This is a genomic window from Eisenbergiella porci, assembly GCF_009696275.1.
Classification (GTDB): Bacteria; Bacillota; Clostridia; order Lachnospirales; family Lachnospiraceae; genus Eisenbergiella; species Eisenbergiella porci.
This window is the reverse complement of record NZ_VUMI01000001.1, coordinates 224,836-251,733: the sequence shown is the minus strand read 5'-3', so window position 1 is coordinate 251,733 and position 26,898 is coordinate 224,836. Positions and strand designations below refer to the sequence as shown.

Below are 26,898 nucleotides of genomic sequence, written 5' to 3'. Positions count from 1 at the left end.
GTATGCAAAGATTACAGGATAAGAAAAATTTAATGCCTGTTAGACAGTGAACCTGTTGCTGAAGGTGATTTTGAACTGGCTGGAGTTAATATTTATTCAGCCTGGTATCTGAATGGGTATATCGGCTGGGGAGGCCGGTTTGAAGGCGGAGAAAACAGATATTTTGATGCGGAAGATAACATTTATTCCGGTGACAATGGCGAAGCAGAAGGCAAGAAGCAGTTCCATAGGGATGCTGTTCCTGCTGCCGGAACCATGGAAAACGGGCCGGCAGCCGAAGAAAATACATATGCCGGACCATTTAAAACACCGGTTGAAAGAACATCAGATACAAACCGTTCTGACCCCAAAACCACCATTTCCTGCTGGAGAAAGGATTTCCAAAACAGCTTCCAGGCCAGAATGGACTGGTGCACAAAGAGCTATGAAGAAGCAAATCATGAACCCACCGTCGTTTTAGAAGGCCTGGCAGGAAACATTATGATCCGGCAGGTCAGACCGGGCGATACTATAAGCTTAAGCGCAGCAGTCTCCTCAGATCCGGATGGTAATCATCTTTTCTATCATTGGTGGATTTACGAAGAAGCCGGAAGCTGCAAGGAAAAAATCCATATATCAGGCGCATACTCCCAGAAGGCCGCCATCACAATCCCTGCATCGGCCAGGACAGGCAGCGTTCACATCATACTGTCGCTGACGGATGACGGGGAGCCGGTGCTGACCTCTTATGGCCGTGTGATACTCAATATCACGTAGGAACAGCCGGCGGTGGGATAACTGTGTTGCTGCGGAACACGCCGGCTGGGAAGATAAATACTTTCTGTTCTATATGGGTTCCGGGCCGCAGGGGTATTGGAATTTCCCCATGCCAAAGGATAAAAAATGGCAGAAGACAAGTGAATTCCATTCATATTTGATATTGCAATCCATCCATAAATGCTGGTATGATATAGAAGTTACGGATATCATGCTGAACCGGAAAACAGATGAATGAAACAGCATGAGGGAAGGAGAAAAAGAATATGAAGGAAAAGAAAGGAATTATCATAGCCGCAGTGCTCCTGCTTCTTGTTTGTGCGGGAGCAGCAATCCTTTATGGAAAATTCCGTCCGTCAGGAGAAGCGGGAAGCAAGAACGTTACGGTTGTGGTAGTGCACGGGGATCAGTCGGAGCAGACCTTTGAATACCATACGGATGCGGCGTACCTTGGCGAAGTGCTGGAAGCGGAACAGCTGGTGGAAGGCGAAATGGGACCTTATGGTTTATTCATCACTGCCGTGGACGGAGAGAAGGCTGACGATACAAAGCAGCAGTGGTGGTGTATCACCAAGGGCGGCGAAACCGTCAATACTTCTGCTGATCAGACCCCGATAGCGGACGGAGATCGTTTTGAACTGACCATGAAGGAAGGCTATTAATGGCACATCTTAATACAAAGGAAATAGCGCTTATGGGGATCCTCAGCGCGCTGCTGATCATAGGGCAGGTTGCGCTGGGGTTTCTTCCCAATATTGAAGTTGTGACCCTTTTAGTAATCGCCTATACGCTTGTGTTCGGCAAAAAGGTGTTTTTTATCATCTATATTTTTGTGCTGGTGGAAGGGCTGATTTACGGCTTCGGATTATGGTGGATCAATTATCTTTATGTCTGGAGTGTTCAGGCCGCAGTCAGCCTGTTTTTCAGAAAACAGAAATCGGTGCTGTTCTGGAGCATCCTTTCCGGTTTTTTTGGGATTACCTTCGGCGCGCTGTGCGCGCTGCCTTATTTTGCCATAGGGGGCCCGCAGGCGGCGTTTGCCTACTGGATATCAGGCCTGGCCTATGACATTCCCCACTGTGTCGGGAATGTAGTGGTATGTCTTGTGCTTTTTAAGCCTGTGCTTTCCATATTAAAAAGGACCTGCGGTGAAATCAATGTGTGTGAAAATTGATTTCACCGCATTTTTTATTGCGGTCATTTCCGGGTAAATTCGAACGGATGCAGCACATTCCTGCGGAAGAAATAAAAGAGGTGGAAAGCGTTATGGACAGCCAGGAGGTGAATGCGGACAGCTATTCCAGGGAGTATACGCAGACAGAGAAGGAAAGGTATGGGAATCTGTACAGAGCCTATCTCCAGGGAACTTTCCCGCAGGGGGAACTCAGACAGGAGCAGACGCAGAAAAAGGAGACGGCGGATTCGCTTTATTATGCCAGGGATACCTCAACCTTCTGTCTGCCGGAGCGTGAACTTACGGATGAAGAGCTGCTGCAGATTATAGAGTTTGAAATCAAAAGGGATTATGTGCTTTCCGAAAGAACGGAGCCGGCGGATATCACGGCAGAAGAAAAGCAGGCCAGGGAACAGATCGCGGAAAGCGGCGGGATTACCGAAGAAAAGGCAATTGCGCTGGGAACCGAATGGCTTCATAATCTGTATGGCGTGTCCGAAAAGGGGATGGAACTGAACCATTATCTGGATACAGATATGGGGGCTGAGGGAAAAGGCGTCTATAATGTTAACTTCAGCGTACGCAGCACGGAATACTATTATTTCTATTTTGATCCACAGGACGGAACTCTTCTGGGGGCTTCCGGCAGCCTGGCCGCGGATATGGAAGCAGATGCCGTAAGTTACGCTGTGCTGGAAGGAAAGATGGAGAAAATGTGTGAAACGGCAAAGGCTGTTTTAACAGGAAAACTTCAGAAGGAAGCAGAATATGAAAAAATCGTCTGTGCTTACCGGGATGAAAACGGATATCTGGGCAGCTTTAACAGATTTGCCTACTATTTTATCAGAAAGGACGGAAGCGCTTATAAGATCGCAATGAACGCCGCAAGAGAAGCATTCCTGGATTATGCATATATTGAAGATTATGGCGCATACATTCAGGAACAGAATCCGCAGACGGCGGAAAAGAGTAAAAATCCGAATTCCGGGCAAGGAAAAACGGTTTATGTGGAAATGTGGAAATAGGGAAATAAGGAAAGGTCCGGGATGCGATTCCCGGGCCTTCCTTTATGGAAATATGCGGCGGCCGTCCGTACGGAGCGAAGTAGACAGGTTATCAGAGAGAGCTGGAAGACATGCATTTGCATTTGAAACAGACTGTGAAACAAGTAATGTGGCGCAGAAACCGTCTGGGAATGACAATTGTAAAGTCTGCGATAATAGTGAGTAGATAAATTGACAAAATTTTTATAATCCGCTACACTTATGTAAACGCTTACACAAACGCAGGAATCAGTATTCACAATCAGAACCAGGGAGGTTTCAGCCATGGCGCTGTATTTGCCTTTTTTAAACGGCTGCACCAGGATTATCAGGCGGTTTTTTCCTGCTTTTGTTTCTATGAAGAAGGCAAAGACGGAAGGAATCTGGCGCAGGTTTTACATCGATATAAGTACAATTCTTTACTGCAAATACGCAATAAATATTGACAAACTCGCAGTAATTAGATACTATCTATGTAAGCACTTACATAGATATGTGATATAGAAAACTGTTATAAAAAACAAGAATAAAAGAGGAAAAATCATGTTGGAAAATCTTAAGAAAGAATTTCTGCAGCCGTCGGAGGAATTCTCACCCATTCCCTTCTGGTTCTGGAATGATTATCTTACTGAAGAAGAGCTGGACCGGCAGATGCTTGCCTTTAAGGAAAAAGGGGTGGACGGGTTTGTAATTCATCCCCGTCTGGGACTGCCGGAGGAAATCGGTTATCTGACGGATACCTATTTTCATTACGTCCGTTATGCGGTGAAGCGCGCTTCCCAGCTGCATATGAAAGTTGTGCTTTATGATGAGGCGATGTATCCTTCCGGATCCTGTCACGGACAGGTGGTCAGGGAGAACCCGGCGTTTGCTTCCCGGGGACTTCGCATGAGTGATCAGGAATCGGCGGAGGAAGGGGAGCTTCTTATTGCCGCCGTGAAGCGGGAGGGAAAGACCTGGTATTTTTGGGAAGGCCCTTCCGGCGGTACCATCCGGGGCGTTCATTATGGAGAAGACGATGGAGAAGCGGGCGCGCCGGCCAGTGCGGATCTGATGAATCCGGAAGCAGTGGCCTTATTTCTGCAGCTTACCCACGAACGCTATTATCAGGAACTTAAGGAATATTTCGGGAATACCATTATTGGGATCTTTACTGACGAACCGAATATCCTGGGGCGCTGCAGCAAAGGGGGAATGATTGCCTGGAGCGGGAATTTCCTGGAGGATTTTTACAGGCAGGGAGGAAATGAGCAGGATTTATACCTGCTGTTTGCAGATACGGATTCCTCTGAGGGCAGACGCGCAGGTGAACGCTACAAAAGGGCGGTTTATGAAAGAATGTCCCGGGCCTATTACAGGCAGATAGCGGACTGGTGCGCGGCGCACGGCGTGGCGATGACCGGGCATCCGGAGAAATCTACGGATATCGGGTATTTACAGCATTTTACGATTCCCTGTCAGGATATTGTGTGGCGTTATGTAGCGCCGGAAGAGGAAAAAGCGATCACAGGCGAACACAGTACCATGGGAAAATGCAGCTCCGATTCCGCCAGGCACCGGGGAAAAAGGCGGAACGGGAACGAATGCTTCGGCTGCTGCTGCGCGCCGGAGGATCCTTACCGTTTTACCATGGAGGATATGAAATGGTATCTGGACTGGCTGTTTGTCAGAGGCGTCAACATGATTTTTCCTCATGCTTTTTATTATTCCCTGCGGGACAGGCGAAAGGAGGAAAGACCGCCGGAAGTGGGCATGCACAGCAGCTTCTGGGAGGATTACCATATTGCTTCAGATTATATCAAGCGTATGTGCGGCCTGCTTACGGATTCCGTCAATCAGGCGAAGGCCGCAGTATTATGCCGCAGCGAGGAGCTTTCCTGGGAAATCGCAAAGCCCCTGTTTGAAAATCAGATAGAGTTCAATTATCTGGAAGAGGAGCTTCTGCCTTCCTGCAGGATAGAAAACGGCTGCGTGCTAATCCGGCAGCAGCGTTATCCTGTGGTTATTACAGACGGAAAGGATACGCCGGAAACCAGGGATTTTCTCCGCCGGCTGGAGGAAAGCGGAGGAACTGTCCTTGTCTGGAATGCGGACCTGACCGCTCAGAAAATCAGAGAGGCCGTAAAACCGGCGGAAACCTTCCTGCCTCCCGCCAGGGATCTTCGATGTACCTGCCTGAGAAAAGAAGGGACGGAGTTTTTGTTTCTGGTAAATGAAGGGGAAAATTCTGTTACCACAAGCCTGCGGCTGGAAGACGGCCATATCTGCCAGATCTGGGATGCCTGGAACGGTACAATAAAGCAGCTGGAGCTTCCTGTGCAGGAGATGAGGCTGTCGTTGGGACAAAGGGAAAGCCTCATCCTGGTAACGGACAGGGGCGAATAAGGGCTGGACGAAGAGCCGTTTCAGCGTACAAAGAAAAAAGAATTGTACCGGGGCATGAACTGAAAAATATTGTGTTCCGGGATATCCGCATCGGCAGCGAAAGGGAGAGCAGGAAGCAGACTCTTTCCCTGCAGTGCTGTGAAAATATTACTTTTGAAAGGCTGCAATGCATTTAGCCACGCTGCACCGGAGTTTTCCGGTTGGGCAGTTGCAGCGGTAATGCCTTTATTCAGCGGCTCCTCCGGTTGAGGAGCCGTTTATACGTGGCGTCCATGCCCAAAGCCCCCAAAGGAGCGGTGATCAGAATGGAAAGCACGGCCACGGAGAGCACCAGCTTTCCGCAGGGAAGGCCCAGGGCCAGGGGGACGGAGCCGATTGCCGCCTGGACGGTGGCCTTGGGAAGATAAGCGATGACGCAGAACAGCCGTTCCTTCCGGTTAAGTTTTGTTCCCAGCAAGCACAAAAGTACGCCGGCGGAACGCAGGGCGAGGGCAAAGAAAATCATGAGAACCGCTCCCAGCCCGGCGCCCAGCGTATAGCGGATATCCACGGCTGCGCCCACAAGGACGAAAAGGATGACCTCTGCGGCCAGCCAGAGCTTTCCGAATTTTTCCGCCAGCCGTCTGGTTACGAAGGTTTCACTTTTTAACTGAAGGACACAGGCCATGCTCATGACGGCCAGCAGACCGGAGAAGGGCAGCGTCCCCTCCAGCCAGGTTTCCAGTGCGACCAGCAGAAAGGAAATCCCCAAAACGATAATCACCTTCATGCTGTTGCGCACATATCGTTCTTTTGCATACTGCGATTCAAAAAAGAGAGCCAGCAGCCAGCCCGTCAGCGCGCCGCCTGCAATGCCAAGCAGGATGGATATGGGAATGCCGGCAAAATCCATGGCGGATACGGCGCCGCCCTGGGCCATACCCGTGAAGGTGGAAAACAGGACGATAACAAATACGTCATCCAGGGAAGCCCCGGCCAGAATCAGCTGGGGAATCCCCTTATCGGTGCCGTAACCGGTTTCCATCAGCTGCACCATTTTGGGCACGACTACGGCCGGGGAAACGGCGCCCAGCACGGCGCCCAGGATGGCGGCTTCCAGTAAAGTGACGCCAAGGATCCCTGGCGCCAGCAGGACAAAAGCCAGGATTTCAAAGACGGCGGGGAGGAAAGCCATAAGCACCGCGGGCCTTCCCACCTCCTTTAATTCACTGATATCCAACGAAAGGCCAGCCTTAATCAGAATGATGACCAGGGCCATTTCCCTTAAATCAGAAGAGATGCTGAGAATGGAGCCGTCAAGAAAATCCAGCACATAAGGCCCTAAAAGGATTCCGGTAGCCAGCATACCGATGATACGGGGCAGGCGTATCCGCTGGCAGATGGACGCGGCGGCCAGCCCCACCAGAAAAATAAGTGCGAGTGATGTAAGCATAAAAAATTCCTCCCTGAAGAATGTCAGATTACGGGTCTTTACCCGGCAGCAAAAAAAGCCAATGACTCTGTGAAAAAATCACAGAAGTCATCAGCTTTATCAGCGGTTTTGGCAAAAGCCATGGGAGAACTTCATTCCCGGACCTTATTGTAGCATGGGGAAAAAGGAAAAGCAAGGCTTCCTTTAAAATCCGTAAATCTCCCCCATACTTTTTATTGAAATAGGACAGCAGCGACGCTGCGGAAATTTCACAGCCGCATACCCTCTGCACCGCCTGGCGGGAATTGTACAGGCTTCCGTAACGGTGGATTTTTTCATTGAGCCAGGCGGTGATTTCCTTTACCCGGCCTTACGCAAGGATGGGCTCCAGGCTTCCCAGCTCCTTTTCTATCTGATTTAAGAACATGCCGCCGTAAATGGAGCCCAGCAGATAGGAAGGGAAGTAGCCGAAGGAACCGTCGGACCAGTGCATATCCTGCAGAATGCCCTCCGCATCGTTGGAAGGACGGATGCCAAGCAGCTCTTCCATTTTATCATTCCAAAGCTCCGGCAGCGTGTCTGTGGCGGCATGGTCACGGAAAATTGCCTTTTCCATTTCATAGCGCAGGATAATGTGAAGGCAGTAGGTCACCTCGTCCGCTTCCGTCCGTATGAAGCTGGGACGGACATCATTGATCGTCCGGCAGAAAACATCAAAGGGAACGGTCTGAAACTGAGGAAGAAGTTCTCCCAGCTGTCTGTAAACTCAACTGTAAAACGGGCGGCGGCCGCTTTGCCGTGAAGTTGCGGCTGAGAAGGTAAAATGGATGTAGGCGGGCAAAACAGCGTGAATTGGGGTAAAGAGCATAAAACAAACAGGAAGAATCCTGGAGTCTGGCCTGCCGTATCACGCACAGTCATTAGAATGAGCATGATGCGGAGTGGATCACGACTCTTTTTTTGCTGTAGTTTTCCGGGTTCAAAGCAGGAAAAGAGGAAGAATAGGAAACGATGATGCTCCGGTGGATAGAGTGCTATTGACATGCAGTTACAGAGAGGATAAACAGATGAATTATCAAATGACGGCAGGGGAGGCGCTGCAGGCATTCTGCCGGGCCTGGCTTGTGGAACGGGATGTGGAGGCGGCTTTGGCCTTTATCAGGGAAGACGTGGATTTTGTGGGCACCGGAATCGGAGAGTCAGCACGGGGCAGGGATGAGATGCTTTCCTATCTCAGACAGGATATGCTGGAGATTCCGGAGCCGTTTACACTGCTTCTGACGGAGATAAATGAACAGGTTATAGCGGAGCATGTGCGTAACCTGTCTGCGGAGGTTACTCTGAAAAATTCTGTGTATACCTGGCATGTACGCGGTTTCTTTACCATGGTAATGGAGGGGGGGGGAGGGCTGGAAGCTCCAGAGCTTCCACTTTGCCGAGCCTGCCGGCAGCCAGCGGGGGACGGAACATTACCCGAAGACGCTGGTTATGGAGAATACCATTCGGCAGAGACAGGAGCTTTTGAATGAGTCCCTGCCCGGCGGTATGATGGGCGGTTACATAGAGGAAAACTTTCCGTTTTATTTCGTCAACCGCAGGATGCTGAATTACCTGGGCTATGCGGACGAGGCCGAATTCGTAACGGATATTGAAGGCTGCGTTTCCAACTGCATGCATCCCGAGGATCGGGATATGGTGGAACGGGCAGTGATGGAGCAGCTGGCAGAGGATGTTGAATATGTGGTGGAATACCGCATGAAAAAAAGGATGGTTCTTACATCTGGGTTCATGACATGGGACGCAGAGTAATGGCTGAAGACGGGAGGCCTGCGATCATATCGGTCTGCATGGATATTACGGCACAGAAGCGTGCACAGGCGGAAGTGGCAGGGACGGAAGTGTAAAATGGATTTCCATCAAGGCGCAGCTGTTTATGGAAGAAGATGGAGAGCAGTATTTTTATTGTGTTTTTGTAGATATAACGGATGAAAAACAGCTGCAGCAGAGAGTGCTGAATCTGTATGAAAAGGAGCTGTCTTATTTTGCGGAGGTATCTTCTGCGGAGGGAAGCATTCAGGGAAGCCTGAATGTGACTCAGGGGAGGCTGGAAACCTACGTTTCAACTTCGGAAATGGCGGTGGCCCATATCGGGATTTCCTATGAGGATACTATTTTCAGCCTGGAGCGATCAGCCATGGATCCGGAAATTAGGAAAAGGATTGGAAGCACTCTGGAACGGGAGAAGGTGCTGGCCGATTATGCCAACGGAAAAACGGATTATCACTTTGAATTCCTCCGCAGAAGCAACACCGGAAGCAGCTTCTGGGAGAGTACGAAGCTGCGCTCCTTCAGGAATCCGGAGAGGACTGCATTTCAAAAATAGGAATTTCCTCCCGTCTCCTTTTGTCCCTGATAAATGATATCCTGGATGCGGAGGCCAAGGGCGTGGAGTATGAATGTATCGTGGACCCGGTGCTGGACGATTATTATATCGGGGATGCCATGAAGCTGCAGCAGGTGCTGATCAATATTTTAAACAATGCCATCAAATTTACCGGCGAGGGCGGTAAGGTGACCTTTTCCGCATCCCAGCGCAGGAAAACAAAAAACGACGCCATGCTCCGTTTTATTGTCAATGACACGGGAGTGGGGATGGGTGATGATTTTATCCCGCATATATTTGAACCCTTTTCCCAGGAATCCACAGGAACCACCTCCCTTTACGGAGGCACGGGTGCAGAGGACAACCAGATTAACACCGAAGTGGCGGTGATGCTTCTGGAAAGCAAGGGCTTTACGGTGGATACCGCGGAGAACGGACTCATTGCAATGACGGCCAATGCCTTTGATGATGATATTGAAAAGAGCAAGGCGGCGGGTATGAATGCCCATCTGGCCAAGCCCATTGAACCGGAGCGTATGTTCCAGACGCTTTATGATTTCATTTTTGGAAAAGAAGATTATTAGTAACAGGCAGCGAAAAGAGCCGGGATTGAGACTTCACGGAATCCCGGCTCTTTTTGTGCGGCCGCTGCGCATCTGCGGCTACGGCTGATTGTCCCGGATGATAAAATGGTTCTTGTTTACCTTAAGAAGCCCGTCCTTCTGCATTTTACCCAGCTCATTGGACAGGGCGCTCCGGTCCACGCTCAGATAATCTGCCAGCTGCTGACGGTTGAAGGGAATCGTGAATTCACTGCTTCCCTGGGAGGACGCCTGGAAGGAAAGGTAGGACAGAAGCCTTCCGCGGATTGATTTGGGAGAGGTATGGAAAATCCTGCGGGAGAGAATCAGATTTTTCTGTGCCGAGATGGTGAGCAGGTTCCGGATCAGCCTGCCGTGATACTCACAGGCGCCGGGGCAGGTTTGCAGCATTCTGGCGGCGTTGAGGAACAGGATTTCGGAGTTTTCCGAGGCAGTTACGCTTACCTGCATGGGCTCTCCCGGGATGCAGGCATAGGTTTCCGCAAAAATCATGCCCTCCCCCACGCTGTCCAGCAGGCTTTTATTCCCCCAGTGATCGTCATTTTCTATCTGCACACGACCGGAAAGCACCAGTCCGATTGCATCCACCGCTTCGCCGGCATGATAAACAGTGCTTCCTTTTATATAGTGCTTCTGTTCTGCGCCAAGGCAGGAAAGCATTGCCTTGATTTCTTCTTCCGTATTTCCCCGGAATAACAGAGTTTTTGACAAAAATTTATAATTCAAAAAAAATTTCCTCCATTTGTTGTTTTAACAACATACATGTTGGAAGGATTGTATTATACTTACTCCAGAAAGTCAAGTAAAGAGTTCCCGATGTGATAGCTAAGAATTCCCGGCGTGACAGGCCCATAGGTAAGCTGCTGCGATCCGGGAGTAATAAAAGGAGGTAGGAATTATGGTAAGAAAAATTATTCATATTAATGAAGAAAAATGCAATGGCTGCGGTCTTTGTGCTTCGGCGTGTCATGAAGGTGCAATCGGAATGGTTGACGGCAAGGCAAAACTGCTCAGGGATGATTATTGTGACGGGCTGGGAGATTGCCTTCCCGCCTGTCCTACAGGAGCGATTTCCTTTGTGGAGAGGGAGGCGGCGGCCTATGATGAAGGCGCGGTCCTGGAAAATAAAAAGAAAAAAATGCAGCCAGAGGGCGGGGCTGTTTCCGGCGGCTGCCCCGGCAGCAGGGCAAGGGAGCTTGACAGACAGGAGACGCAGCAGCCTGAACATGCAATGGAGGCTGTTCCCTCCCGGCTGCGGCAGTGGCCGGTACAGATCAAACTGGCGCCGGTGAATGCCCCTTATTTTAACGGAGCCAGCCTGCTGGTTGCCGCGGATTGTACCGCGTATGCTTACGGCAATTTCCATCAGGATTTTATCCGCGGTAAGGTGACCCTTATTGGCTGCCCCAAGCTGGACAGTGTGGATTACAGTGAAAAACTGACGGAAATCATCCGTCAAAACGACATCAGGAGCCTGACTATTGTAAGGATGGAGGTGCCCTGCTGCGGCGGTATCGAACACGCGGCGGTGACAGCCCTGAAAAACAGCGGCAAATTTATCCCCTGGCAGGTGGTAACGATATCCACTGACGGCCGGATACTTGAAAAATAAAAGGAGAAACAGGGTGGGAACCATCGGCAGCCTTCCCTGTCAGGGTATGTTTTATATGCGCAGCGGTTTTGGCATGCATTTTTATTCTGGCGGGCTGCGGGAACGGCAATCAGGTGGTGAATTATGAGGAGACAGACCGGGAGAGCATTACGCTTACCTTTTTTGGGAATAAGTATGAACCGGAGAACGTTCTTATTATATTATAGAAGAGATCATATCGGAGTTTATGAAAGAAAATCCGGGTATCAGGATATCTTATGAAAGCCTGAAGGGGACTGCATATTATAATGCGCTGGAAAAGCGGATGGCGGCGGGAAAAGGCGATGATGTGTTTATGGTCAACCACGATATCCTGCTGGAACTGAAAAACCAGGGGCTTGTGGCTGATTTATCCGGGCTTGGCACGATGTCAAATTTTACGGAGAGTATGCGGGGACAGATGGAGGTGGACGGCAGGATATACTGGGTGCCAACCACCGTATCCGTTTTCGGGCTTTACTGCAATCTGGATCTTTTGAAGGAGCATAATCAGAAGGTGCCGGAAAATCTGGGAGAATGGATGGCGGCCTGCGAGTATTTTGCGGGGCAGGGAATCACTCCTGTGATTGCCAATAATGATATTTCGCTGAAGACGCTTGTAATCGGCAGGGGATTTTACTCTCTGTATCAGGAGAAAAGGAAAAAAGAAGTATTTTCCAGTCTGAACAGCGGTGAAGAGGCATTGAGCGATTATCTGGAACCGGGCTTCCTCCTTGTAAAAGAAATGATTGATAAGGGGTATGTGGATGCGAAGAAAGCGGTGGAAACCAGGAAGACATCCGATGATTTATAGGAATTTACCAAAGGGGAAGCCCCTTTTATGCTGACCGGGGCATGGGCGGCAGGAAGAGTGGAACCAATAAGAAGGATGGGATTATAAATCCGCATATAAGCAGCGTCACAGGGGTGAATGTATTTGACCTGTTTGTCCGGATCGATTTGCGGGACGGTGAGACGGGGTTCCTTGTGAAGGAATATGAAGTGGAAAATATTGTGGATAGCTTTTCCCTGTCATTTTATAATGACGCGGGTTTTTCCTATGTAATAAATACAACCGGGGACGTACTGATTCGTCCGCCCCATCCCAACAGCAATAAGACGGTCCAGAACCTGTTTGATATGCTTCCGGTCACTCAGAACAGTGAGAATAAAATCCGGGAGTTTGCCAAAGCCCTGGAAGATTTCCGTACGGGCTGGGCTGTATTTGCATATCAGGAGGAACAGATGGTATTCTGCTATACGCCGCTGAAGCTGCAGTCCGACTGGTATCTGATTTCCATCATTTCCAGGAATGTGGTGGAGAAGCGGACGAATGAAATCCTGATGCGTACAATGACGCTGATAGCCAGCATTATTCTTGGGATTTTCCTGCTTGTGGCATTCTATGTCCGCTATGTGAACAGGACTGACAGAAAGCTGGGCAATCAGGCGGAATACATAGGGCATTTATATAATGCGGTGCCGGAAGGGATTGCCCTTATCACGCAGGAGCAGCCGCTATGCATTCTGCAATTGAACAGAGAGGGCCTCAGATTGCTTGAATATCCGGAGGATGCGCAAAACGACGTGCCCAAAGGCAACGCCATAAAGGATATCGTCCACCCGGAGGATTATGAGCAGACGATAGGTTTTTTCAGGGATACAGCGGAGAATGACAGGAAAAACAGGTTTGAAAACAGGGTGATGCGCCAGGATCCATATTCGGAGGATAAGCTGGCCATTCTTATTTCACGCAGGAATGGCCCACCTGGATGACAGGGACCGTGTGGTGGAATGTCTGCGCAAAATCAGCCTGTCCAGCCAGCATCTGCTCAGCCTGAACAATGATAGAACGGCGACATCCATGTGGAAAGCTGTCCCGGGAAAGGCTCTGTCTTTACAGTGACTATGCCTATGCAGCCGGAAAATGCCCAGGTGGAGGAGGTCCCCGGGGAAAGCCAGGGAAGTCGGGGTGACGGCCTTCCTTGCCAAACCTTTTTACCGTTCCAAAGTATGTTATCTGCTCAGTGAGCTGAGTGGAGACAGGGAAGGTACGAAACCTGTACGGCCCGGCTGGAAGGCAGATTACAGGGACAAAGGGTTTTGCTGGCAGAGGATAATGAAATCAACCGGGAAATTGCCAGGAAACTTGTGGGAGAAAGCGGCGTCGTTATTGAGGAGGCCTGTGACGGAGCGGAAGCGGTCAGGATGGTGCGGGAATCAGAAGAAGGTTACTATGACCTGATCCTGATGGATATCCAGATGCCTGAAATGGACGGCTATGAGGCAACAAGGAAAATTCGGGCCCTGGAACGGCAGGATGTGAAAAGACTGTCGATTGTAGCCATGACGGCGAATGCATTTGCAGAGGATGTGAAGGCGGCCTGCCGGGCGGGGATGAACGCCCACCTGGCAAAACCGATCGATCTGAATGAGCTGGAACGGATACTGAAACAATACCTGTCGGAAGGGAAGCTTGTCATGCTTCTCATAATAGAAATGCTTTATCCCTGTATAAAACAGGCAAAGGAGCCGGAATCGGGACTGGTGCTGCGCGTGGCCTTCCCTGAAGTGGATGGATTTACGGAAATCGATAGGGAAGGCAACCGTCACGGTGTAGTTGTGGACTATCTGAATGAGATAGCCAAAAATACCGGATGGAAATATGAATACATTCCTACGGACAGTGAAAGTATGACCGACAGATTCCTGGCGGGCGAATTTGATCTGATGGGGGGCACCTACTACAGAAAAGAGTTTGAAAAGTTTTTTGCCTATCCTGATTATAATTCGGGCTACACCAAATCAGTGCTTCTGGCGCGCCGGGACGATATGAGCATTAAGGCCTATGACCTGAAAAGTATTGAAGGAAAGACTATAGGCGTATATGAGCGTGCGGGTGAGAATATCCGGCATCTGAAGGTATATCTGGAAAGCAGGATTCCAATCCTAACTTTGCCGAAGAACGCTACAAGGCCAATTTTCCGGACGGCAGCATTGCAGGCATTATCCTGAATGAAGAGGAAAAAGAATATATCGCGCAGAAAAAGATGGTTTCCGTTGCGGTAGTGGAAAACTGGCATCCTCTGTTCTGCGCGCAGACGGATAATGATCTGCATGACGGTATTATATCAGATGTCCTGGGTGCCGTAGCCGGATTTACCGGACTGGAATTTGAGTATGTGTATACGAACAGCTATGCGAAGGCGCTGGCTATGGTGCAGGAAGGAAAAGCGGATATGCTGGGCGCGTTTATGGGAAACGAAGAGGAAGCTGCACAGATGGATCTGGCGCTTTCCGCTTCCTATGCTTCCCTGAACGATATCCTGGTAAGAAATAAGGCGGTCAGTTACCCATCGGAAGGTCTAATCGGCGGTATTATAGAGGGGCGGGAAATGCCTAAGGAAGTAGCCGCCGCCGAGGTAAGGTATTTTAAAACCGTACCTGAGACTTAACCTGCATGGAGAAGAACGTTCCCGAAAATATCCGTGAGAACCTGGGAAAAATACGCTCCTCCTCCCATTATCTGCTGAATCTTATCAGTGACATCCTGGATATGAGCAGGATAGAGAATGAAATGATGACAATAACCAGCGAACCTTTTTCCATGGGACGCGTGGCGGATGAACTGAAAAGCATGATGACTGCGGAGGCAGGCAGACGAGGGTTGGAATTTGTCCTGGAGGATGGGATAAAGGATGATATTCTCTCCGGGGATGCCATACGGCTGAAGCAGGTGCTGATGAATCTGATTTCCAATGCCTTCAAATTTACGCCGGCAGGCGGCAGGGTAATAGTGCGGAACCGGCCTGGGCCTTGCCATCAGTAAAACAATTGTTAAGCTGATGGGCGGGGAACTGAAGCTGAAAAGCGAACAGGGAAAGGGCAGCGAGTTCTATTTTACAGTGGAATTTCCGCTTGCCATGTTGGAATCGGAAGAGGAAAAAGAGGAAACGCCGCAGTCTCTGGGAGAAATCAGGATATTGCTTGCGGAAGATAATGATCTGAATGCTGAAATTGCAGAGGAGCTGCTGCAGATGAAGGGAGCGCAGGTTTGCAGGGCTGAGAATGGCGAAACGGCGTTGAAAATGTTCCGCGACAGCAGTGAAGGCGAATTCCAGGCGATTCTCATGGATCTCCAGATGCCGGTAATGGACGGGCTGGAAGCATGCAGGGCCATCCGGAAGCTGGAACGGGCGGCTGCGGCGGCAGGGATGAACGGCTTTGTTACTAAGCCGGTGGATGTGGATTATCTGTATCATGTTTTGAACAGGGTTATGAATAAAAGCAGGCAGAAGCCTCAGGCCGGGGATTAACCCCAGCCCGGCAGTTCCGTGAAAAGCTGTGTTTCAGAAAAGAGCATCCAGCCCTTTTCGCTTCCATCGGTGCGTTCCATCTTTACAAAGATGAGTTCTTCCGTACAGGGAGCCAGGGCCAGACAGTACATCTGGTCTCCGGGATCCAGTATAAAGGACGGTACCCCGGAAGGCTGATCTTCCGGTGAATCAAAGAAGGGCAGCGCCGCCTGTGCTGTATAGACAAAGGGTTCTCCATACATCCAGGGGACTTTCATCTCATATTCGTCCTGCTGCAGCTGAGTGAAGCCGTTATCGCTGCAGCGGAAGGAAAGCTTTACGTAATAGCATCCAAGACCGTTTACGAATACCGGTGTGTCGGCCCAGACAGAAAGGGTGCCGTCACCCGGTATTTTTATGTAATTTCCATATCCCTCATCCCAGGATGAGATGCGGTAAAGATTTCCGGTGCCGTTTAAGACGGAGGTCTCCGCCAGATCGCCAAGCTCTTTGAGTGCGTCATTTTCATAAGACAGAAGCTTCAGCATGAAAATGCAGTCATTTTCTTCCTGTCCCTTCAGAACCAGTTCCTTTTTCCCATCGGCCGCGTCCAAATCTGTTACCCAGACATAATATCCTGCGGCTCCCTGCTTCAGACTCCAAACCTCGCGTCCGTCAATCTCAATGCTGATGCCCTCTGACCGATACGATTCCTCGTCATAGTCCGTCTTGAAACAGATTATTTCCGGCAGACCGTCTCCGTTCAGATCGTACCATGCATTCTCGTTTGGCTGCAGGGCTGCGAACAGGCCGTCCTGTCCACTGTTTTTCTGTTCCCAAATGCTCTGCAGGGCATTCTGGCCGCCAAACCAGTCTGCTGAGACGATTTCTCCGATTAAGGTGCCTGACAGCCCGTCGTTTTCCGATATGACAGCCAGACTGCCGCCTTCCATAGCGCAGGCAACGGTTTTATTCAGTGAATTATCCGTCATGTTTACCTGGATGAGACCATTCCCCCGCAGCCAGATTTCACGTATCCAGTAATTCTCTGCCTGGAAAGGGGCAATGCAGTCCGCGGCGCCTTCCAGGGCCAGAAATTCCTCCTGGGTGAGGGGACAGGAACCGTACTCATGAAAAGCGCCGCCGGCGTAGTAAAAATAGCAGGGCTTATAAGAATGGCCGGCGCCGTCGGTTCCCCCATCGAAGGAGCTTTGGGTCAGGAAAAAATTGTCATTTCCATCCTTTGTCAGGTTCATTCCCTTTCCTGAAAGGACAGTTTCGTAGGGGCTGCCGTCCTGAACTCCCCAAAGAAAGGAGAGGGTGGAGCTGGCGCCGTCTGTTTCCGCGTACCAGTAGCAAAGGCCATCGGCAGTTTCCAGGACAGCGCTGCGATCCTGAAAATATTCAGGTTGCTCCCCGACAGTTTGGCCATCCGGCGTCTGTCTTCTGGGGGCAAGCTGCTGCGTCCCCCCTGCGCCGGCAAACCAGATATGTCCCTTCAGATAACCATCCTGCCTGGTTCCGGTAAAGGCAAAGGCCTCCCGGACTCCGTCATTATCATAATCCGCACAGTCGAACAGTAAAACCTCTTCTTCCGAAGCCTCCTGAAGGGCGGCCAGAAGAGACGAGTCCTCTTGTGACAGGGCTTTCCCGCCGAAGCTTTGCCCGGCGTTATCTGTCTGCGCGCCGTTTTGTGTTTCGGACACGGCATGGTTGCCATCCTGGCTTTGCGCGCCGGAAGCTGTTCCCGCGTCAATAACCGGATCCGCGGCATTATCCGCAGGCAGGCCGCACCCGCCAAGAAGGGCGGCGCTGAGTAAGAGCGCGGTGGCAAGACAGGTAAGGGCGGGAACGGTTATAGGGGTGTTTTTTTCCATAGATGCTCCTCCTTTGCTGAGGAAGGTGGTTTCCGGCAGATGAATGCCGTTATTAATTGTTCTGATTTTATGTTATATCCTGGAGCGGATTTTCGCAAGATGTCCGGGGAAATATTAAAGAAATCGTAACTTTTGAATTTTCGGTGTATTTTCACAGTTTAAAGAGTGGCTAAGATCGCAGATACGTAGTATACTGGTTGCATTGAACAGTTTTGGCTTTAATGGATAAGCGCAGGAAAGTGCGCGGATGGGAGTAAATATGTCGGAAATAGATGTAAACCGGCTTTGGGAAAAGCTGGCCGGATGCCCCGCTGTGGAAGCGATTGCGCTCGGCGGATCCCGGGCAACAGGAAAAGCGGATGAAAAATCCGATTATGATGTATATGTTTATCTGCAGGGAGAATTCCCGGCCTGTGAGCGGGAAAAATTACTGGGTGAATTTTGTCCGGTTATGGAAATCAACAATCATTACTGGGAGATGGAGGATAACTGCACCCTGGGAAATGGGGTGGATTTGGATATTATTTACCGGAGGCTGGAGGATTTCGCGGCGGGTATCCGCTGGGTGGTGCAGGAAGGGAATGCTTCCAACGGTTATACCACCTGTATGTGGCATAATCTGAAAACCTGCAGGATTCTATATGACGGCACCGGCCGCCTGACCGGGCTGAAGAAAGACTTTGATGTGGAATATCCCCGGGAGCTGAAAAGGAATATTGTGCAGCGGAATATGAAGCTGATGAACGGCGTCCTGCCCTCCTATGACATGCAGATAAAAAAAGCGCGGCAAAGAAGGGATCTGGTAAGCATCAACCACAGGACGGCCGCATTTCTGGAAAGCTACTTTGATGTTATTTTTGCATTGAACGAAATGACGCATCCCGGTGAAAAACGGCTGATGCGGCTTTGTATGGAACAGTGCCATATCCTGCCTGCCTGCTTTGAAGAGAACCTGGAGGGGCTTTTCACCCATATGTTTGACGGGCAGGGGGAAGAATATCTGTGCAGGATGGTAAAGGAGCTGCAGAAAGTTTGTTCCGCCCAGGGCTTCTAAACGCCCGTTGACTGTTCTTTGATATATGCTTCAGCTTCGGCTGCCGTGAGCCTTCTGATTTCTGTATGGGGAAATTCTCTGTATTCAGGCCTTCTGTAAACGGGCCGCATTGCAGTACAGGATTTTCCCCTGTTCTTTTCCAGATATTCCTTCAATGTAAATTCATCTTTGAAAATCTTAAAGGATTTCCTTCCATTGGAAGCTGTGATTTCGTATATGCCGCAATTTGTTTTTTCGGTGGCATCTGCTGTCCGCAGGTAGAGCTTTGCTGTTTCCGCTGATTGAAAGGGGAAATTCCATCTTTGCAAGCCGTTTTTTCCCGCTTTGTTGATGCAAATGCATCTGCCGCAGGTACCGCAGATGTATTGCAGATGATTTTCCAGGCAGTCCCGTGGGTTTTGCAGCGGGGTTGCTCTTTTTTTGTTGCTGTAGCATTCCGGGCATTCAGTCATATTTTTTCTCCTTTAGTAGGTTATATTAGTGGGATGTAAGGGGAAGCAGGTTCTTTTTTTGACAGGCGGGAAAGCCGCCGGAATGGATTAACAGCTGTATGCACTATCACTCCACAGTTAAAGTATAGACTCAGACATAATGGGAGTGTCAAGAAGAAAATAAAAAATATAAAATTTATTACTAATACGTATTGATTTTGATTTCTTATCGATTTATCTTCTTTTTAAGGATATCCTTCAAAACAGGGAAGGAGGAAGTCTATGGCATTTATGCCGGGACAAAAATTCAGGCAGGATATGAGATAGTAATTAGACGATAGGTACATTAAATGAAAGAAGGAATTAACTGCCCGGCGCCGGGCGGTTACAGAGGATTGATATATGAATGAAGAAAAGATAACGGCATTGGAGAAAAAAATTCAAAAGGAGCATGGCAATATTGCGGGCATGGTGGTTCTGAAAGACGGCAGGACGGTATATGAAAATTATTTTAACGGCTGTGGGGCCGATGATACCATCCATGTATTTTCGGTGACAAAGAGCATTGTTTCCATATTGGCGGCCCTTGATTTACTGGGAGGAAGGAAGCCGGCGGGTGAATTCCGGTATATGGAAATGATAGGGCCGGATATTTTATCAGGGCTCCTTGCCAATGCAACGGGGCAGCCGGTGCTTGATTTTGCCAGGGAGGCTTTATTTGAACCGCTTCATATTGCCGTTGCTTCCAACATTGTTTTATATACTCCGCAGGAGCACGTGGCATTTATAAAAAAGAATTGTGCCAGCGGCTGGGTTGCGGACGAAAAAGGACATAATACGGCGGGCTGGGGGCTTACGCTCACCGCTGTGGACATGGCAAAGATCGGACAGCTGTATCTGGACGGCGGGAAATGGGAAGGCAGACAGATTGTATCAGAGGAATGGGTGGCGGAGAGCACGGCGGAACACAGCCGTTGGGAGAAGGAAAAATTGTCTTACGGATATCTGTGGTGGACTGGTATATTAAATGGTTATGCCGCCATGGGAAACAGCGGGAATATCATTTATGTTAATCCTGCGGATAAGATGGTGGTTTCCATTGCCGCACTGTTTAAGCCCACTGCCAAAGATATTACGGAATTTATTGATAAGGATGTTAAGCCATTGTTCTGTGGGGCCGAAGGGTGAATCGGAGGGTATATGGAAATAATAGGAAATAAGCCCGGCCGCCCGAGAGAGAGGACGGCACGGACGCCGTGCTGGTTATCAGGACATAAAAAGGGAGGGGCAGTCTGCTCCTCCACAGTTCCCCAACGCCTTCCTCAGCAGCTGAGAGCCTTTTTTATCTCCATATACTTTTCCTTTCCGATGGGAATCTGGATCCCGTTCAGAAGGGTTGCCTGGTAACGGCAGATTTCACGGACATAATTTCTGTTCACCAGATAGCTTCGGTGAATCAGCAGAAAGGGAGGGCGGTACAGCCTGTGCAGCGTTATGCGGACCGGAAATGCGGATTCCGCCGTAAAGATGTGGCAGATTTTGTTGTCTGATTTAATATAGAGGATTTCTGCCGGAAAGATATAATGTATTTTCCCGTTCAAATCCCTGAGGGACATTTTGGTTTCGGGTTCGGCGGACAGAGGCTGCGCCGGTACGTTTACAATGCTTTTTCCGGCATCTGCCAGACCGCTGTTATTCCTTGCCTGGGGCCTGCTGTGGGACATGTTCGCATGAACCAGAAGAAGCCTTTCCCCGGCCTGCCTCCAGACAAAGGTAAACACTATTTTCGAGGCGGACAGCAACCGGCCGTCCATGTAAGCCGTAATGGAAAAACAGCCGCAGATTACCCACAGACAGCGTTCATGGGAAACAACGGCGTATTCTTCCTGGGATATTGCCTCGCTGACTTCCGGCTCCGGACTGAGCAGGTCCGGGCTGAGCGGCCCCGGGCTTACAAGCCCTGGGCCATTCTGTATAAGTAAGGGATCGTAATCCCCAATCAGGACAAAGCTTCCGTCCAGCTGCTTCATAAAGGAATCAGACTGTCTGCTTACCAGCAGACGTATCATATCCTGTGTTTTATCTATGATATCCTGCTCTTTAAATCTCTGGTACTTCATACAATAATTCCTTCCTTATTTCCATATAACGGTCAATGTTATTATAATGCGCTATTCCATATTATGTAAATGCGAAATTTTATTTTTATGCTGATCCGTGCAATGAAAATCCGATTTCGAATAATAATTTCCAATTGCGCTTAAATAACCGTTATCCGGCAAAGATTTCCCGTTCATTCACTTATTATGCACTTTCGAATAAGATAGGGTAAATGATTATGAACAGGAGGGGAAGAGCTTGGTACAGTTATGTAAATACTGGGGTTTCGTCCTGGCTTCCTACGCTGCGTTTATCATATATGGCTTTAAGGCATGCAGATATTCCCGGGAAATTCTTGGCATGCCTGTTTTTACCAGGGGCCGTGGTATCATGGTTCCCGCGGCCGCGTTGGCGGTGCTTTGGATGGTGGTATTTTCCGGCATTCCCATGATTGTTGTTTATATATTCCTGTACAGTCTGCTTTTGCTTTATTTTCTGCTGGCTTTTCAGAACAGCCTTTCGGTTGCGCTGATATTGCTGGTGGCCCTGGCGTCTACCATATCCCTGGAGGTTTTCCGAAGGACCATTTCCCAGGATGCCATACAGAAATTAATCAGCAACAGGAACCAGCTCTATTTTACTACCACATCCCAGCTGCTTATTGATGCATATCTGTTTATTTTAAGCATTGCTTTCGACGGAAACCCGTACACCGGGCTGATGCTTCTTTTTTTCGTGGTCACTTCGGTTCTTTTATTCGGCGCATTTTATACTTCCTTCATCCATGCGGTTAAAATGAGCATTCTGGAGGTATATGAGACAAAGTCCAGAGAACTGGAACAGCTGCTGGAACAGACCAATCGGGACATTGGCGAGCTGAAAAGCGAGGCCTATACGGATGTACTGACCAATACGTCAAGCCGCAGGTACGGATTGCTGGCGCTCCAGAGGGCGCTGAAGGAAAAGAAAAAGCTTTGTGTATGCATGATCGATCTGGATGGGCTGAAATATGTAAATGATACTTTGGGGCATCAGGAAGGAGACCGCTATCTCACGGCGGTAGCAAGAGTGCTGCTGGAACTGTTTGAAAGAAAAAATGTGAGCAGGCTGGGAGGAGATGAATTTCTTGTCCTGTTTCCGGACAGAAACGAAGAGGAAGCTGAATTGTTGATGCAGGAGGTTAATAAAAGGCTGGCTCAGTTTTTCCTGTGGCCGGATAAAAAAATCTGTCCCGTTGTCAGCTACGGAATTGCCGATGCGCAGAAGCTGCCATTCTGTTCCGTTTCCGACCTTCTCCATGCGGCGGATGAAAAGATGTATGAAATGAAAAAACACCGAAAAAAGGCTGATTAAGGAATGGGGAAAGGACGGGAAAATTCATGGCGGAGCGCAGAGAGGTGTGTTATACTTTTCCATAATAAGAACAGAAGCTGCGAAGAAACAAAACAGCTGCAATTAAGAAAGGAAATACACCTATGAATGAAAAAACCATGAAAACCGCCGTGGTAGGCTGCGGAGCGATCAGCGATATCTATCTCACCAATATGATAAACCGCTTTGATATTCTGGAGGTTGCGGCCTGCTGTGCGAGAAATCCGGAGCATGCCGCCCGGAAAGCGCAGCAGTACGGAATAAAGGCCTCTACCTATGAGGAAATCCTGGCGGACGAGTCCATTGAACTGATTGTTAATCTTACCCCGGCCCCGGCGCACTATGAAATTATCAAAAAGGCTCTTGAGGCAGGAAAACATATATACACGGAAAAGAGCATGACCGTCAGCCTGGAGGAGGCCGCGGAGCTGGTCAGGCTTTCGGAGGAAAAAGGCCTGTACCTTGGTTCTGCGCCGGATACCTTTCTTGGTTCGTCCTTCCAAACCGCCAGGAAGGCGATTGATGACGGCCTGATCGGGGAAATCACCTCCTGCACCGTGGCGGCTAACCGGGATCTGAATTTCCTGTGCAGCATCAGTTCCTTCCTTCTCATGCCTGGCGGAGGAATCTGTTACGATTACGGCGTATATTACCTGACCGCGCTTGTGAGCATACTGGGAAGCGTCAGGCGGGCCTGCGGCATTGTCCGCAATCCCTATCCGCTGCGTACAAACTGCAATCCGTCCAGTCCTGATTTCGGGAAAGAAATGATTCATAAAAATGAAAGCCAGGTATCCGCAGTGCTGGATTTTTCGGACGGCTTTACCGGCACCTTCCAGTTGAACGGGGACAGCATTATTTTTGAACAGGCGGGAATTACCATCTACGGAACCAGGGGAATTCTCAGGCTTCCCGATCCGAACCAGTTCGGCGGCGAGGTTTTATATCTCCCGGCCTCCTTTGATTTTGCAAATCCTCCCAAACCGCAGAGCCTTCCTGACATATTCGGCTTTTCGGATAATTCCAGAGGAATCGGCCCTGCAGAAATGGCCCATGCCATCCGGGCAGGAAGGCCCTGCCGCGCGGGGAAGGAAATGGCTTATCATGTGCTTGAAATCATTACGGCAATCATGAAGAGCAGCGAAACAGGTTCCTTCTGTGAAATTCATTCCTCCTGTGAACGCCCAAGGCCGTTAAAACCGGAAGCCTTAAACGGCGTCTTCAGCCTGGATTAAACCTTGTCCCAAAAGACATATATCCGGTAAGCCTCCCGGCAGCTTCGGGCTAAGTTCTGTCCGGAATCGAAATTATGCAAACCGAATCTGAAGTTTTGTCGATATACTTTTTGCCGCATAATTACTATAATAAATGTATGGACTGTCCCGCCCGGCTCAGGCTGCCGGGACGGATATGGAAAAAGGAGGAGAGGTATTATGCAGACAAGGGAAGAATTACTGCAGCACAAAGAGATTGATGAGGGGATGCTGAAGGCCGCGTATGACAAAGCGGCGGAGCTGATCAAAACGGCCACAGCCGAGTTCACGGAAAAATTTCCGCCGTCCGCCAGCGTAAATCATTTTTACCAGCCGGGAAGCAATTATGAGTGGACGCCAGGCTTCTGGACCGGCGAGGTGTGGCTGGCTTATGAAAAGACAGGCGATGAAGCTTTGAAGAAAACCGCAGAGATTGAGGTGCAGGATTTTTACAGGAGAATAAAGGAAAAGGACGGCGTAAACCATCACGATATGGGCTTTTTATACTGTCCCTCCTGCGTGGCTGCTTACAAGCTTACCGGAAATGAGACCGGAAAGGAAGCGGCGATCATGGCTGCCGACAATCTTATGACCCGCTTTCATGAAAAAGGCCAGTTCTTCCAGGCATGGGGGACGCTGGGAGACGAGAACAATTACCGTCTGATCATTGACTGCCTGCTGAACATGCCGCTTCTGTTCTGGGCCGGAGAAGTGACCGGAAACGGAGAATATGCAAAAAAAGCGGAAGCACATATCAAGACTGCAATGAAGAATATCATCAGAAAGGATCATTCCACATATCATACCTTTTTCTTTGATGTGAATACGGGTGAACCGAAAAAGGGAGTTACCCATCAGGGCTACCGCGACGGCTCCGTCTGGGCCAGAGGACAGGCCTGGGGCATCTACGGCTCCGCGCTTGCCTACAAATTCCTGCGGGATGATGAATATGCCGATATTTTCTGCAAGGTAACAGATTATTTCCTGGAGCATCTGCCCAAGGACATGGTCCCTTATTGGGATTTTGACTTCTGCGACGGCAGCGAGGAGCCCAGGGATTCCTCTGCGGCGGCGATTGCGGCCTGCGGCATGCTGGAAATGAGCAAATATCTGCCGGAAGAAAAGGCGGCTTACTATACGGGAATGGCCAGACGGCTTCTGTATGCGCTGGTAATGGAATGTGCGGTTACCGATCCTGCACAGTCCAACGGACTGCTGTTTCACGGAACCTATGCAAAAAGCTCTCCCTACAACACCTGCCCCAACAATGGCGTGGATGAATGTGTGATTTGGGGCGACTATTTTTACATGGAAGCGCTTACCAGGCTTTCCCGCGACTGGGAACCTTACTGGTATTGATTGCGTACTGCGGGGACAGAAAGGACAACGGGCTGAAGGCGGCGCGCTTTCGGCCTCCCGAATCGGACCCTGGCGCATGCTGGAAACCGGGCTGCGGGGAGAGACGTGGACGAAGGCTATCCGCTATTTTAAGGACAGCAGCCTGATAACGGAGGATTTTCTGGAACGTTTTGCAGCCTGCCTGCGCCTCCATGCACAAAGGCTGGTGGAAAAGGGCGGGGATGCCAGGCTGCAGAGCAACTGGTGTGTCCTGGAGAACAGCGGCCTGTTTGAAATTGCCATGGGGCTGCCTCAAACGGAGGAAACCGGACGCTGGGCGGCTCTGGCGCTTAAGCGTATCCGGGAGTCGGTTAAGGTGCAGGTTTATGAAGACGGCAGCCAGTGGGAGCAGTCGCCCATGTACCATAACGAAGTATATCACTGCCTTTGCTGCGTGATTTACCTGGCAAAAGCCAACGGCATACGGCTGGATCCGGCCATGGAGGATGCGGTGCACCGCATGGCGCTGGCCAATGTCATATGGAAAAAGCCGGATGGCTGCCAGTTTACCCAGGGAGATTCCGACGATACGGATTTGAGGGACAAGATCACCATGGGCGCATGGCTTTTCAAGGACCCGGTTTTGAAATATTCAGGCTTCCCGCGGCTGGATTATGAAAGCGCATGGGATTTCGGGTACGGAGCCGTCGCCGGCTATGACGCCCTTGCCTGCCTGCCGCCTGATTTTACTTCGGCGGCCCTTAAGGACAGCGGGAATTATTATCTTCGTGAAAGCTGGGAAAAGGATGCCAATCTGCTTCATTTTACCTGCGGGGCCATGAGCACGGGCCACTGCCATGGGGACAAGCTGCATGTGGATCTGGTGATAAACGGCGAGGATGTCCTGGTGGACGGCGGCAGATCAACCTATATGAATGTGCCCATCCGTTTCACCCTGAAGGACAATCCGGGGCACAATACAACAACGGTGGATGGAAAATCCTTCACGACTTTTGCGGATTCCTGGGAGACGGAGAAGCTGTCTCTTCCTGTGAACAGAAGCTTTCGTTTCGGAAAAACAGCTGATTTTGTGCAGGGCGGCCACCTGGGCTACATATCGGAGGGAATTTTCGTAAACCGCCGCGTTATCTGGATAAAACCGGACATATACCTGATTAACGATCAGTTTTACGCAGCGGGAGAGCATGAATACAGGCAGTTTTTCCATTTTGCGCCGGAAGGATGGCTTCAGACAGACGGCAGCATGGCGGCCTTCCGTGGGAAAAAGAACGCGGCATATTTCCGTTTCCTTACGGAAGGGACTGTGTTGGAACAGGGGACGGGCATTACCTCCCGGCACTATAACCAATGGGAAGAAAACAGCTGCCTGACGGCCAGACTGAAAAAAGAAGGCTTTGCCAGCATGATTACGGTCATAAACGGCGGAGACGCCCTGACGGAACCTGCCAGGGCAGAGCTTCTGGAGGTCCGCAGCCATACCCGCCAGGTGAAGCTTGCGGATGATGAAGCGCAGGCGGTAAAAATTACGGTGGGAGACAGAAGTTATGTGGTGATTCTGTGTCACAATGAGGTTTTCCATGGTTCGGATGCCGTTATTGCAGATAACTGCTTTGGCGCCGGAAATGTGTGTGTTTTCGATGTAACCGGCGTAAAAGAGGGAGAACGGGTTTACGGAGGAGAAGTACTTCATGTCTGAAAATGTGACATGGGGTATGGAAGATAAAAAAGGGCTTGCATAAGCCTCTTTTTTATGGGCGGGAATAAAAAACGACTT

Annotated in this window: 27 protein-coding genes, 4 pseudogenes and 1 riboswitch; of the genes and pseudogenes, 25 read left to right on the top strand and 6 right to left on the bottom strand. The window is 49.9% G+C overall.

Annotated elements, in window-relative coordinates:
- Positions 1 to 139 precede the first annotated feature (139 nt).
- The 6 genes from FYJ45_RS01170 (at position 140) to FYJ45_RS01145 (ending at position 5,358) form a co-directional block, all read left to right on the top strand.
- A complete protein-coding gene (locus FYJ45_RS01170; protein ID WP_154463075.1) occupies positions 140 to 460 on the top strand; it encodes a hypothetical protein in 321 nt (106 codons plus the stop codon).
- A complete protein-coding gene (locus tag FYJ45_RS01165) occupies positions 403 to 756 on the top strand; it encodes a hypothetical protein (RefSeq protein WP_195841594.1) in 354 nt (117 codons plus the stop codon). The genes FYJ45_RS01170 and FYJ45_RS01165 overlap by 58 nt, the downstream gene beginning before the upstream one ends.
- Positions 757 to 1,022: 266 nt before the next feature.
- A complete protein-coding gene (locus FYJ45_RS01160) occupies positions 1,023 to 1,418 on the top strand; it encodes a DUF4430 domain-containing protein (RefSeq protein ID WP_154463073.1) in 396 nt (131 codons plus the stop codon).
- Positions 1,418 to 1,930: a hypothetical protein gene (locus FYJ45_RS01155; RefSeq protein ID WP_154463072.1), complete on the top strand. Its 513-nt coding sequence runs from the start codon at positions 1,418 to 1,420 to the stop codon at positions 1,928 to 1,930. Before FYJ45_RS01160 ends, FYJ45_RS01155 begins: the two co-directional genes overlap by 1 nt.
- A gap of 92 nt (positions 1,931 to 2,022) precedes the next feature.
- Positions 2,023 to 2,955 (top strand): hypothetical protein, encoded by a 933-nt coding sequence (locus FYJ45_RS01150; protein WP_154463071.1) that lies wholly within the window; start codon positions 2,023 to 2,025, stop codon positions 2,953 to 2,955.
- 561 nt (positions 2,956 to 3,516) lie between these two features.
- Complete coding sequence (locus FYJ45_RS01145; RefSeq protein ID WP_154463070.1) at positions 3,517 to 5,358, top strand: hypothetical protein; 1,842 nt, start codon at positions 3,517 to 3,519, stop codon at positions 5,356 to 5,358.
- A gap of 229 nt (positions 5,359 to 5,587) precedes the next feature.
- Here the strand turns inward: FYJ45_RS01145 and FYJ45_RS01140 are convergent, their stop codons facing one another.
- Together FYJ45_RS01140 and FYJ45_RS01135 are read right to left on the bottom strand one after the other, a co-directional pair.
- Positions 5,588 to 6,790, bottom strand: a complete 1,203-nt coding sequence (locus FYJ45_RS01140) for a cation:proton antiporter (protein ID WP_154463069.1) — start codon at positions 6,788 to 6,790, stop codon at positions 5,588 to 5,590.
- 74 nt (positions 6,791 to 6,864) lie between these two features.
- Positions 6,865 to 6,938: riboswitch (Fluoride riboswitch) on the bottom strand.
- Positions 6,939 to 7,007: 69 nt separating this feature from the next.
- Positions 7,008 to 7,523 (bottom strand): annotated as a pseudogene (locus FYJ45_RS01135) (carboxypeptidase M32); the annotation flags it as partial.
- 313 nt (positions 7,524 to 7,836) lie between these two features.
- On the opposite strand from FYJ45_RS01135, the gene FYJ45_RS33000 reads away from it, so the two are divergent.
- The 5 genes and pseudogenes from FYJ45_RS33000 to FYJ45_RS32980 form a co-directional block, all read left to right on the top strand.
- A complete protein-coding gene (locus tag FYJ45_RS33000) occupies positions 7,837 to 8,298 on the top strand; it encodes a nuclear transport factor 2 family protein (RefSeq protein ID WP_330588475.1) in 462 nt (153 codons plus the stop codon).
- Positions 8,258 to 8,578: a PAS domain-containing protein gene (locus FYJ45_RS32995; protein ID WP_330588474.1), complete on the top strand. Its 321-nt coding sequence runs from the start codon at positions 8,258 to 8,260 to the stop codon at positions 8,576 to 8,578. The genes FYJ45_RS33000 and FYJ45_RS32995 overlap by 41 nt, the downstream gene beginning before the upstream one ends.
- Positions 8,578 to 8,673, top strand: a complete 96-nt coding sequence (locus FYJ45_RS32990) for a hypothetical protein (RefSeq protein WP_331672532.1) — start codon at positions 8,578 to 8,580, stop codon at positions 8,671 to 8,673. The genes FYJ45_RS32995 and FYJ45_RS32990 overlap by 1 nt, the downstream gene beginning before the upstream one ends.
- 29 nt (positions 8,674 to 8,702) lie before the next feature.
- Positions 8,703 to 9,152 carry a hypothetical protein gene (locus tag FYJ45_RS32985; protein ID WP_330588473.1) on the top strand — a complete coding sequence of 150 codons (450 nt, stop codon included), beginning with the start codon at positions 8,703 to 8,705 and terminating at the stop codon, positions 9,150 to 9,152.
- A pseudogene (locus tag FYJ45_RS32980) lies at positions 9,122 to 9,736 on the top strand (hybrid sensor histidine kinase/response regulator); the annotation flags it as partial. The gene FYJ45_RS32985 and the pseudogene FYJ45_RS32980, both read left to right, overlap by 31 nt.
- Positions 9,737 to 9,814: 78 nt before the next feature.
- On the opposite strand, the gene FYJ45_RS01120 reads toward FYJ45_RS32980, so the two are convergent.
- Positions 9,815 to 10,480 (bottom strand): Crp/Fnr family transcriptional regulator, encoded by a 666-nt coding sequence (locus tag FYJ45_RS01120; protein WP_154463068.1) that lies wholly within the window; start codon positions 10,478 to 10,480, stop codon positions 9,815 to 9,817.
- A gap of 172 nt (positions 10,481 to 10,652) precedes the next feature.
- Here FYJ45_RS01120 and FYJ45_RS01115 point away from each other — a divergent pair, with 172 nt between their 5' ends.
- The 8 genes and pseudogenes from FYJ45_RS01115 (at position 10,653) to FYJ45_RS30220 (ending at position 15,700) form a co-directional block, all read left to right on the top strand.
- On the top strand, positions 10,653 to 11,366 hold the full coding sequence (locus tag FYJ45_RS01115) for a 4Fe-4S dicluster domain-containing protein (protein ID WP_154463067.1): 714 nt from the start codon (positions 10,653 to 10,655) through the stop codon (positions 11,364 to 11,366).
- Between the two features lie 68 nt (positions 11,367 to 11,434).
- Positions 11,435 to 12,261, top strand: a pseudogene (locus tag FYJ45_RS01110) (ABC transporter substrate-binding protein); the annotation flags it as partial.
- Positions 12,262 to 12,311: 50 nt separating this feature from the next.
- On the top strand, positions 12,312 to 13,160 hold the full coding sequence (locus tag FYJ45_RS32975) for a PDC sensor domain-containing protein (RefSeq protein WP_330588470.1): 849 nt from the start codon (positions 12,312 to 12,314) through the stop codon (positions 13,158 to 13,160).
- Positions 13,161 to 13,320: 160 nt separating this feature from the next.
- Positions 13,321 to 13,847, top strand: a pseudogene (locus FYJ45_RS32970) (response regulator); the annotation flags it as partial.
- Positions 13,848 to 13,865: 18 nt separating this feature from the next.
- Complete coding sequence (locus tag FYJ45_RS32500; protein WP_321170200.1) at positions 13,866 to 14,399, top strand: substrate-binding periplasmic protein; 534 nt, start codon at positions 13,866 to 13,868, stop codon at positions 14,397 to 14,399.
- Between the two features lie 35 nt (positions 14,400 to 14,434).
- Positions 14,435 to 14,839 carry a transporter substrate-binding domain-containing protein gene (locus tag FYJ45_RS30230; protein ID WP_235930470.1) on the top strand — a complete coding sequence of 135 codons (405 nt, stop codon included), beginning with the start codon at positions 14,435 to 14,437 and terminating at the stop codon, positions 14,837 to 14,839.
- Between the two features lie 5 nt (positions 14,840 to 14,844).
- Complete coding sequence (locus tag FYJ45_RS30225) at positions 14,845 to 15,213, top strand: sensor histidine kinase (RefSeq protein WP_235930469.1); 369 nt, start codon at positions 14,845 to 14,847, stop codon at positions 15,211 to 15,213.
- 16 nt (positions 15,214 to 15,229) lie between these two features.
- Positions 15,230 to 15,700, top strand: a complete 471-nt coding sequence (locus tag FYJ45_RS30220) for an ATP-binding response regulator (protein ID WP_235930468.1) — start codon at positions 15,230 to 15,232, stop codon at positions 15,698 to 15,700.
- Here the strand turns inward: FYJ45_RS30220 and FYJ45_RS01095 are convergent.
- The gene (locus FYJ45_RS01095) at positions 15,697 to 17,556 is read right to left on the bottom strand and encodes a hypothetical protein (protein WP_154463066.1); all 1,860 of its coding nucleotides are present in this window, start codon (positions 17,554 to 17,556) and stop codon (positions 15,697 to 15,699) included. The two genes, FYJ45_RS30220 and FYJ45_RS01095, sit on opposite strands and share 4 nt — an antisense overlap.
- A 259-nt stretch (positions 17,557 to 17,815) precedes the next feature.
- Between FYJ45_RS01095 and FYJ45_RS01090 the strand changes: the two genes are divergently transcribed.
- Positions 17,816 to 18,610, top strand: coding sequence for a nucleotidyltransferase domain-containing protein (locus FYJ45_RS01090; protein WP_235930467.1), 795 nt, complete (start codon positions 17,816 to 17,818; stop codon positions 18,608 to 18,610).
- Here FYJ45_RS01090 and FYJ45_RS01085 read toward each other — a convergent pair.
- On the bottom strand, positions 18,607 to 19,062 hold the full coding sequence (locus FYJ45_RS01085) for a hypothetical protein (protein WP_154463064.1): 456 nt from the start codon (positions 19,060 to 19,062) through the stop codon (positions 18,607 to 18,609). The two genes, FYJ45_RS01090 and FYJ45_RS01085, sit on opposite strands and share 4 nt — an antisense overlap.
- Before the next feature lie 381 nt (positions 19,063 to 19,443).
- On the opposite strand from FYJ45_RS01085, the gene FYJ45_RS01080 reads away from it, so the two are divergent.
- Positions 19,444 to 20,229, top strand: a complete 786-nt coding sequence (locus FYJ45_RS01080; RefSeq protein WP_154463063.1) for a serine hydrolase domain-containing protein — start codon at positions 19,444 to 19,446, stop codon at positions 20,227 to 20,229.
- Positions 20,230 to 20,363: 134 nt separating this feature from the next.
- On the opposite strand, the gene FYJ45_RS01075 is transcribed toward FYJ45_RS01080, so the two are convergent.
- Entirely contained in the window at positions 20,364 to 21,161 is a 798-nt protein-coding gene (locus FYJ45_RS01075) for a LytR/AlgR family response regulator transcription factor (RefSeq protein ID WP_154463062.1), read from the bottom strand.
- 238 nt (positions 21,162 to 21,399) lie between these two features.
- Here FYJ45_RS01075 and FYJ45_RS01070 point away from each other — a divergent pair, with 238 nt between their 5' ends.
- From FYJ45_RS01070 to FYJ45_RS01055, 4 genes are all read left to right on the top strand, one after another.
- Complete coding sequence (locus FYJ45_RS01070) at positions 21,400 to 22,494, top strand: GGDEF domain-containing protein (protein ID WP_154463061.1); 1,095 nt, start codon at positions 21,400 to 21,402, stop codon at positions 22,492 to 22,494.
- A gap of 122 nt (positions 22,495 to 22,616) precedes the next feature.
- Positions 22,617 to 23,747 carry a Gfo/Idh/MocA family protein gene (locus tag FYJ45_RS01065; protein WP_154463060.1) on the top strand — a complete coding sequence of 377 codons (1,131 nt, stop codon included), beginning with the start codon at positions 22,617 to 22,619 and terminating at the stop codon, positions 23,745 to 23,747.
- Between the two features lie 198 nt (positions 23,748 to 23,945).
- A complete protein-coding gene (locus FYJ45_RS01060) occupies positions 23,946 to 25,124 on the top strand; it encodes a glycoside hydrolase family 88 protein (protein ID WP_154463059.1) in 1,179 nt (392 codons plus the stop codon).
- Between the two features lie 76 nt (positions 25,125 to 25,200).
- The gene (locus FYJ45_RS01055) at positions 25,201 to 26,820 is read left to right on the top strand and encodes an alginate lyase family protein (protein ID WP_154463058.1); all 1,620 of its coding nucleotides are present in this window, start codon (positions 25,201 to 25,203) and stop codon (positions 26,818 to 26,820) included.
- Positions 26,821 to 26,898: the final 78 nt, after the last annotated feature.

Coding starts and splice junctions, on each gene's coding strand:
- FYJ45_RS01165 (WP_195841594.1), top strand. CDS start 403: ATGGACTGGTGCACAAAGAGCTATGAAGAAGCAAATCATGAACCCACC.
- FYJ45_RS01160 (WP_154463073.1), top strand. CDS start 1,023: ATGAAGGAAAAGAAAGGAATTATCATAGCCGCAGTGCTCCTGCTTCTT.
- FYJ45_RS01155 (WP_154463072.1), top strand. CDS start 1,418: ATGGCACATCTTAATACAAAGGAAATAGCGCTTATGGGGATCCTCAGC.
- FYJ45_RS01150 (WP_154463071.1), top strand. CDS start 2,023: ATGGACAGCCAGGAGGTGAATGCGGACAGCTATTCCAGGGAGTATACG.
- FYJ45_RS01145 (WP_154463070.1), top strand. CDS start 3,517: ATGTTGGAAAATCTTAAGAAAGAATTTCTGCAGCCGTCGGAGGAATTC.
- FYJ45_RS01140 (WP_154463069.1), bottom strand. CDS start 6,790: ATGCTTACATCACTCGCACTTATTTTTCTGGTGGGGCTGGCCGCCGCG.
- FYJ45_RS33000 (WP_330588475.1), top strand. CDS start 7,837: ATGAATTATCAAATGACGGCAGGGGAGGCGCTGCAGGCATTCTGCCGG.
- FYJ45_RS32995 (WP_330588474.1), top strand. CDS start 8,258: ATGGAGAATACCATTCGGCAGAGACAGGAGCTTTTGAATGAGTCCCTG.
- FYJ45_RS32990 (WP_331672532.1), top strand. CDS start 8,578: ATGGCTGAAGACGGGAGGCCTGCGATCATATCGGTCTGCATGGATATT.
- FYJ45_RS32985 (WP_330588473.1), top strand. CDS start 8,703: ATGGAAGAAGATGGAGAGCAGTATTTTTATTGTGTTTTTGTAGATATA.
- FYJ45_RS01115 (WP_154463067.1), top strand. CDS start 10,653: ATGGTAAGAAAAATTATTCATATTAATGAAGAAAAATGCAATGGCTGC.
- FYJ45_RS32500 (WP_321170200.1), top strand. CDS start 13,866: ATGCTTCTCATAATAGAAATGCTTTATCCCTGTATAAAACAGGCAAAG.
- FYJ45_RS30230 (WP_235930470.1), top strand. CDS start 14,435: ATGGTTTCCGTTGCGGTAGTGGAAAACTGGCATCCTCTGTTCTGCGCG.
- FYJ45_RS30225 (WP_235930469.1), top strand. CDS start 14,845: ATGGAGAAGAACGTTCCCGAAAATATCCGTGAGAACCTGGGAAAAATA.
- FYJ45_RS30220 (WP_235930468.1), top strand. CDS start 15,230: ATGGGCGGGGAACTGAAGCTGAAAAGCGAACAGGGAAAGGGCAGCGAG.
- FYJ45_RS01095 (WP_154463066.1), bottom strand. CDS start 17,556: ATGGAAAAAAACACCCCTATAACCGTTCCCGCCCTTACCTGTCTTGCC.
- FYJ45_RS01090 (WP_235930467.1), top strand. CDS start 17,816: ATGTCGGAAATAGATGTAAACCGGCTTTGGGAAAAGCTGGCCGGATGC.
- FYJ45_RS01085 (WP_154463064.1), bottom strand. CDS start 19,062: ATGACTGAATGCCCGGAATGCTACAGCAACAAAAAAAGAGCAACCCCG.
- FYJ45_RS01080 (WP_154463063.1), top strand. CDS start 19,444: ATGAATGAAGAAAAGATAACGGCATTGGAGAAAAAAATTCAAAAGGAG.
- FYJ45_RS01075 (WP_154463062.1), bottom strand. CDS start 21,161: ATGAAGTACCAGAGATTTAAAGAGCAGGATATCATAGATAAAACACAG.
- FYJ45_RS01065 (WP_154463060.1), top strand. CDS start 22,617: ATGAATGAAAAAACCATGAAAACCGCCGTGGTAGGCTGCGGAGCGATC.
- FYJ45_RS01060 (WP_154463059.1), top strand. CDS start 23,946: ATGCAGACAAGGGAAGAATTACTGCAGCACAAAGAGATTGATGAGGGG.
- FYJ45_RS01055 (WP_154463058.1), top strand. CDS start 25,201: ATGCTGGAAACCGGGCTGCGGGGAGAGACGTGGACGAAGGCTATCCGC.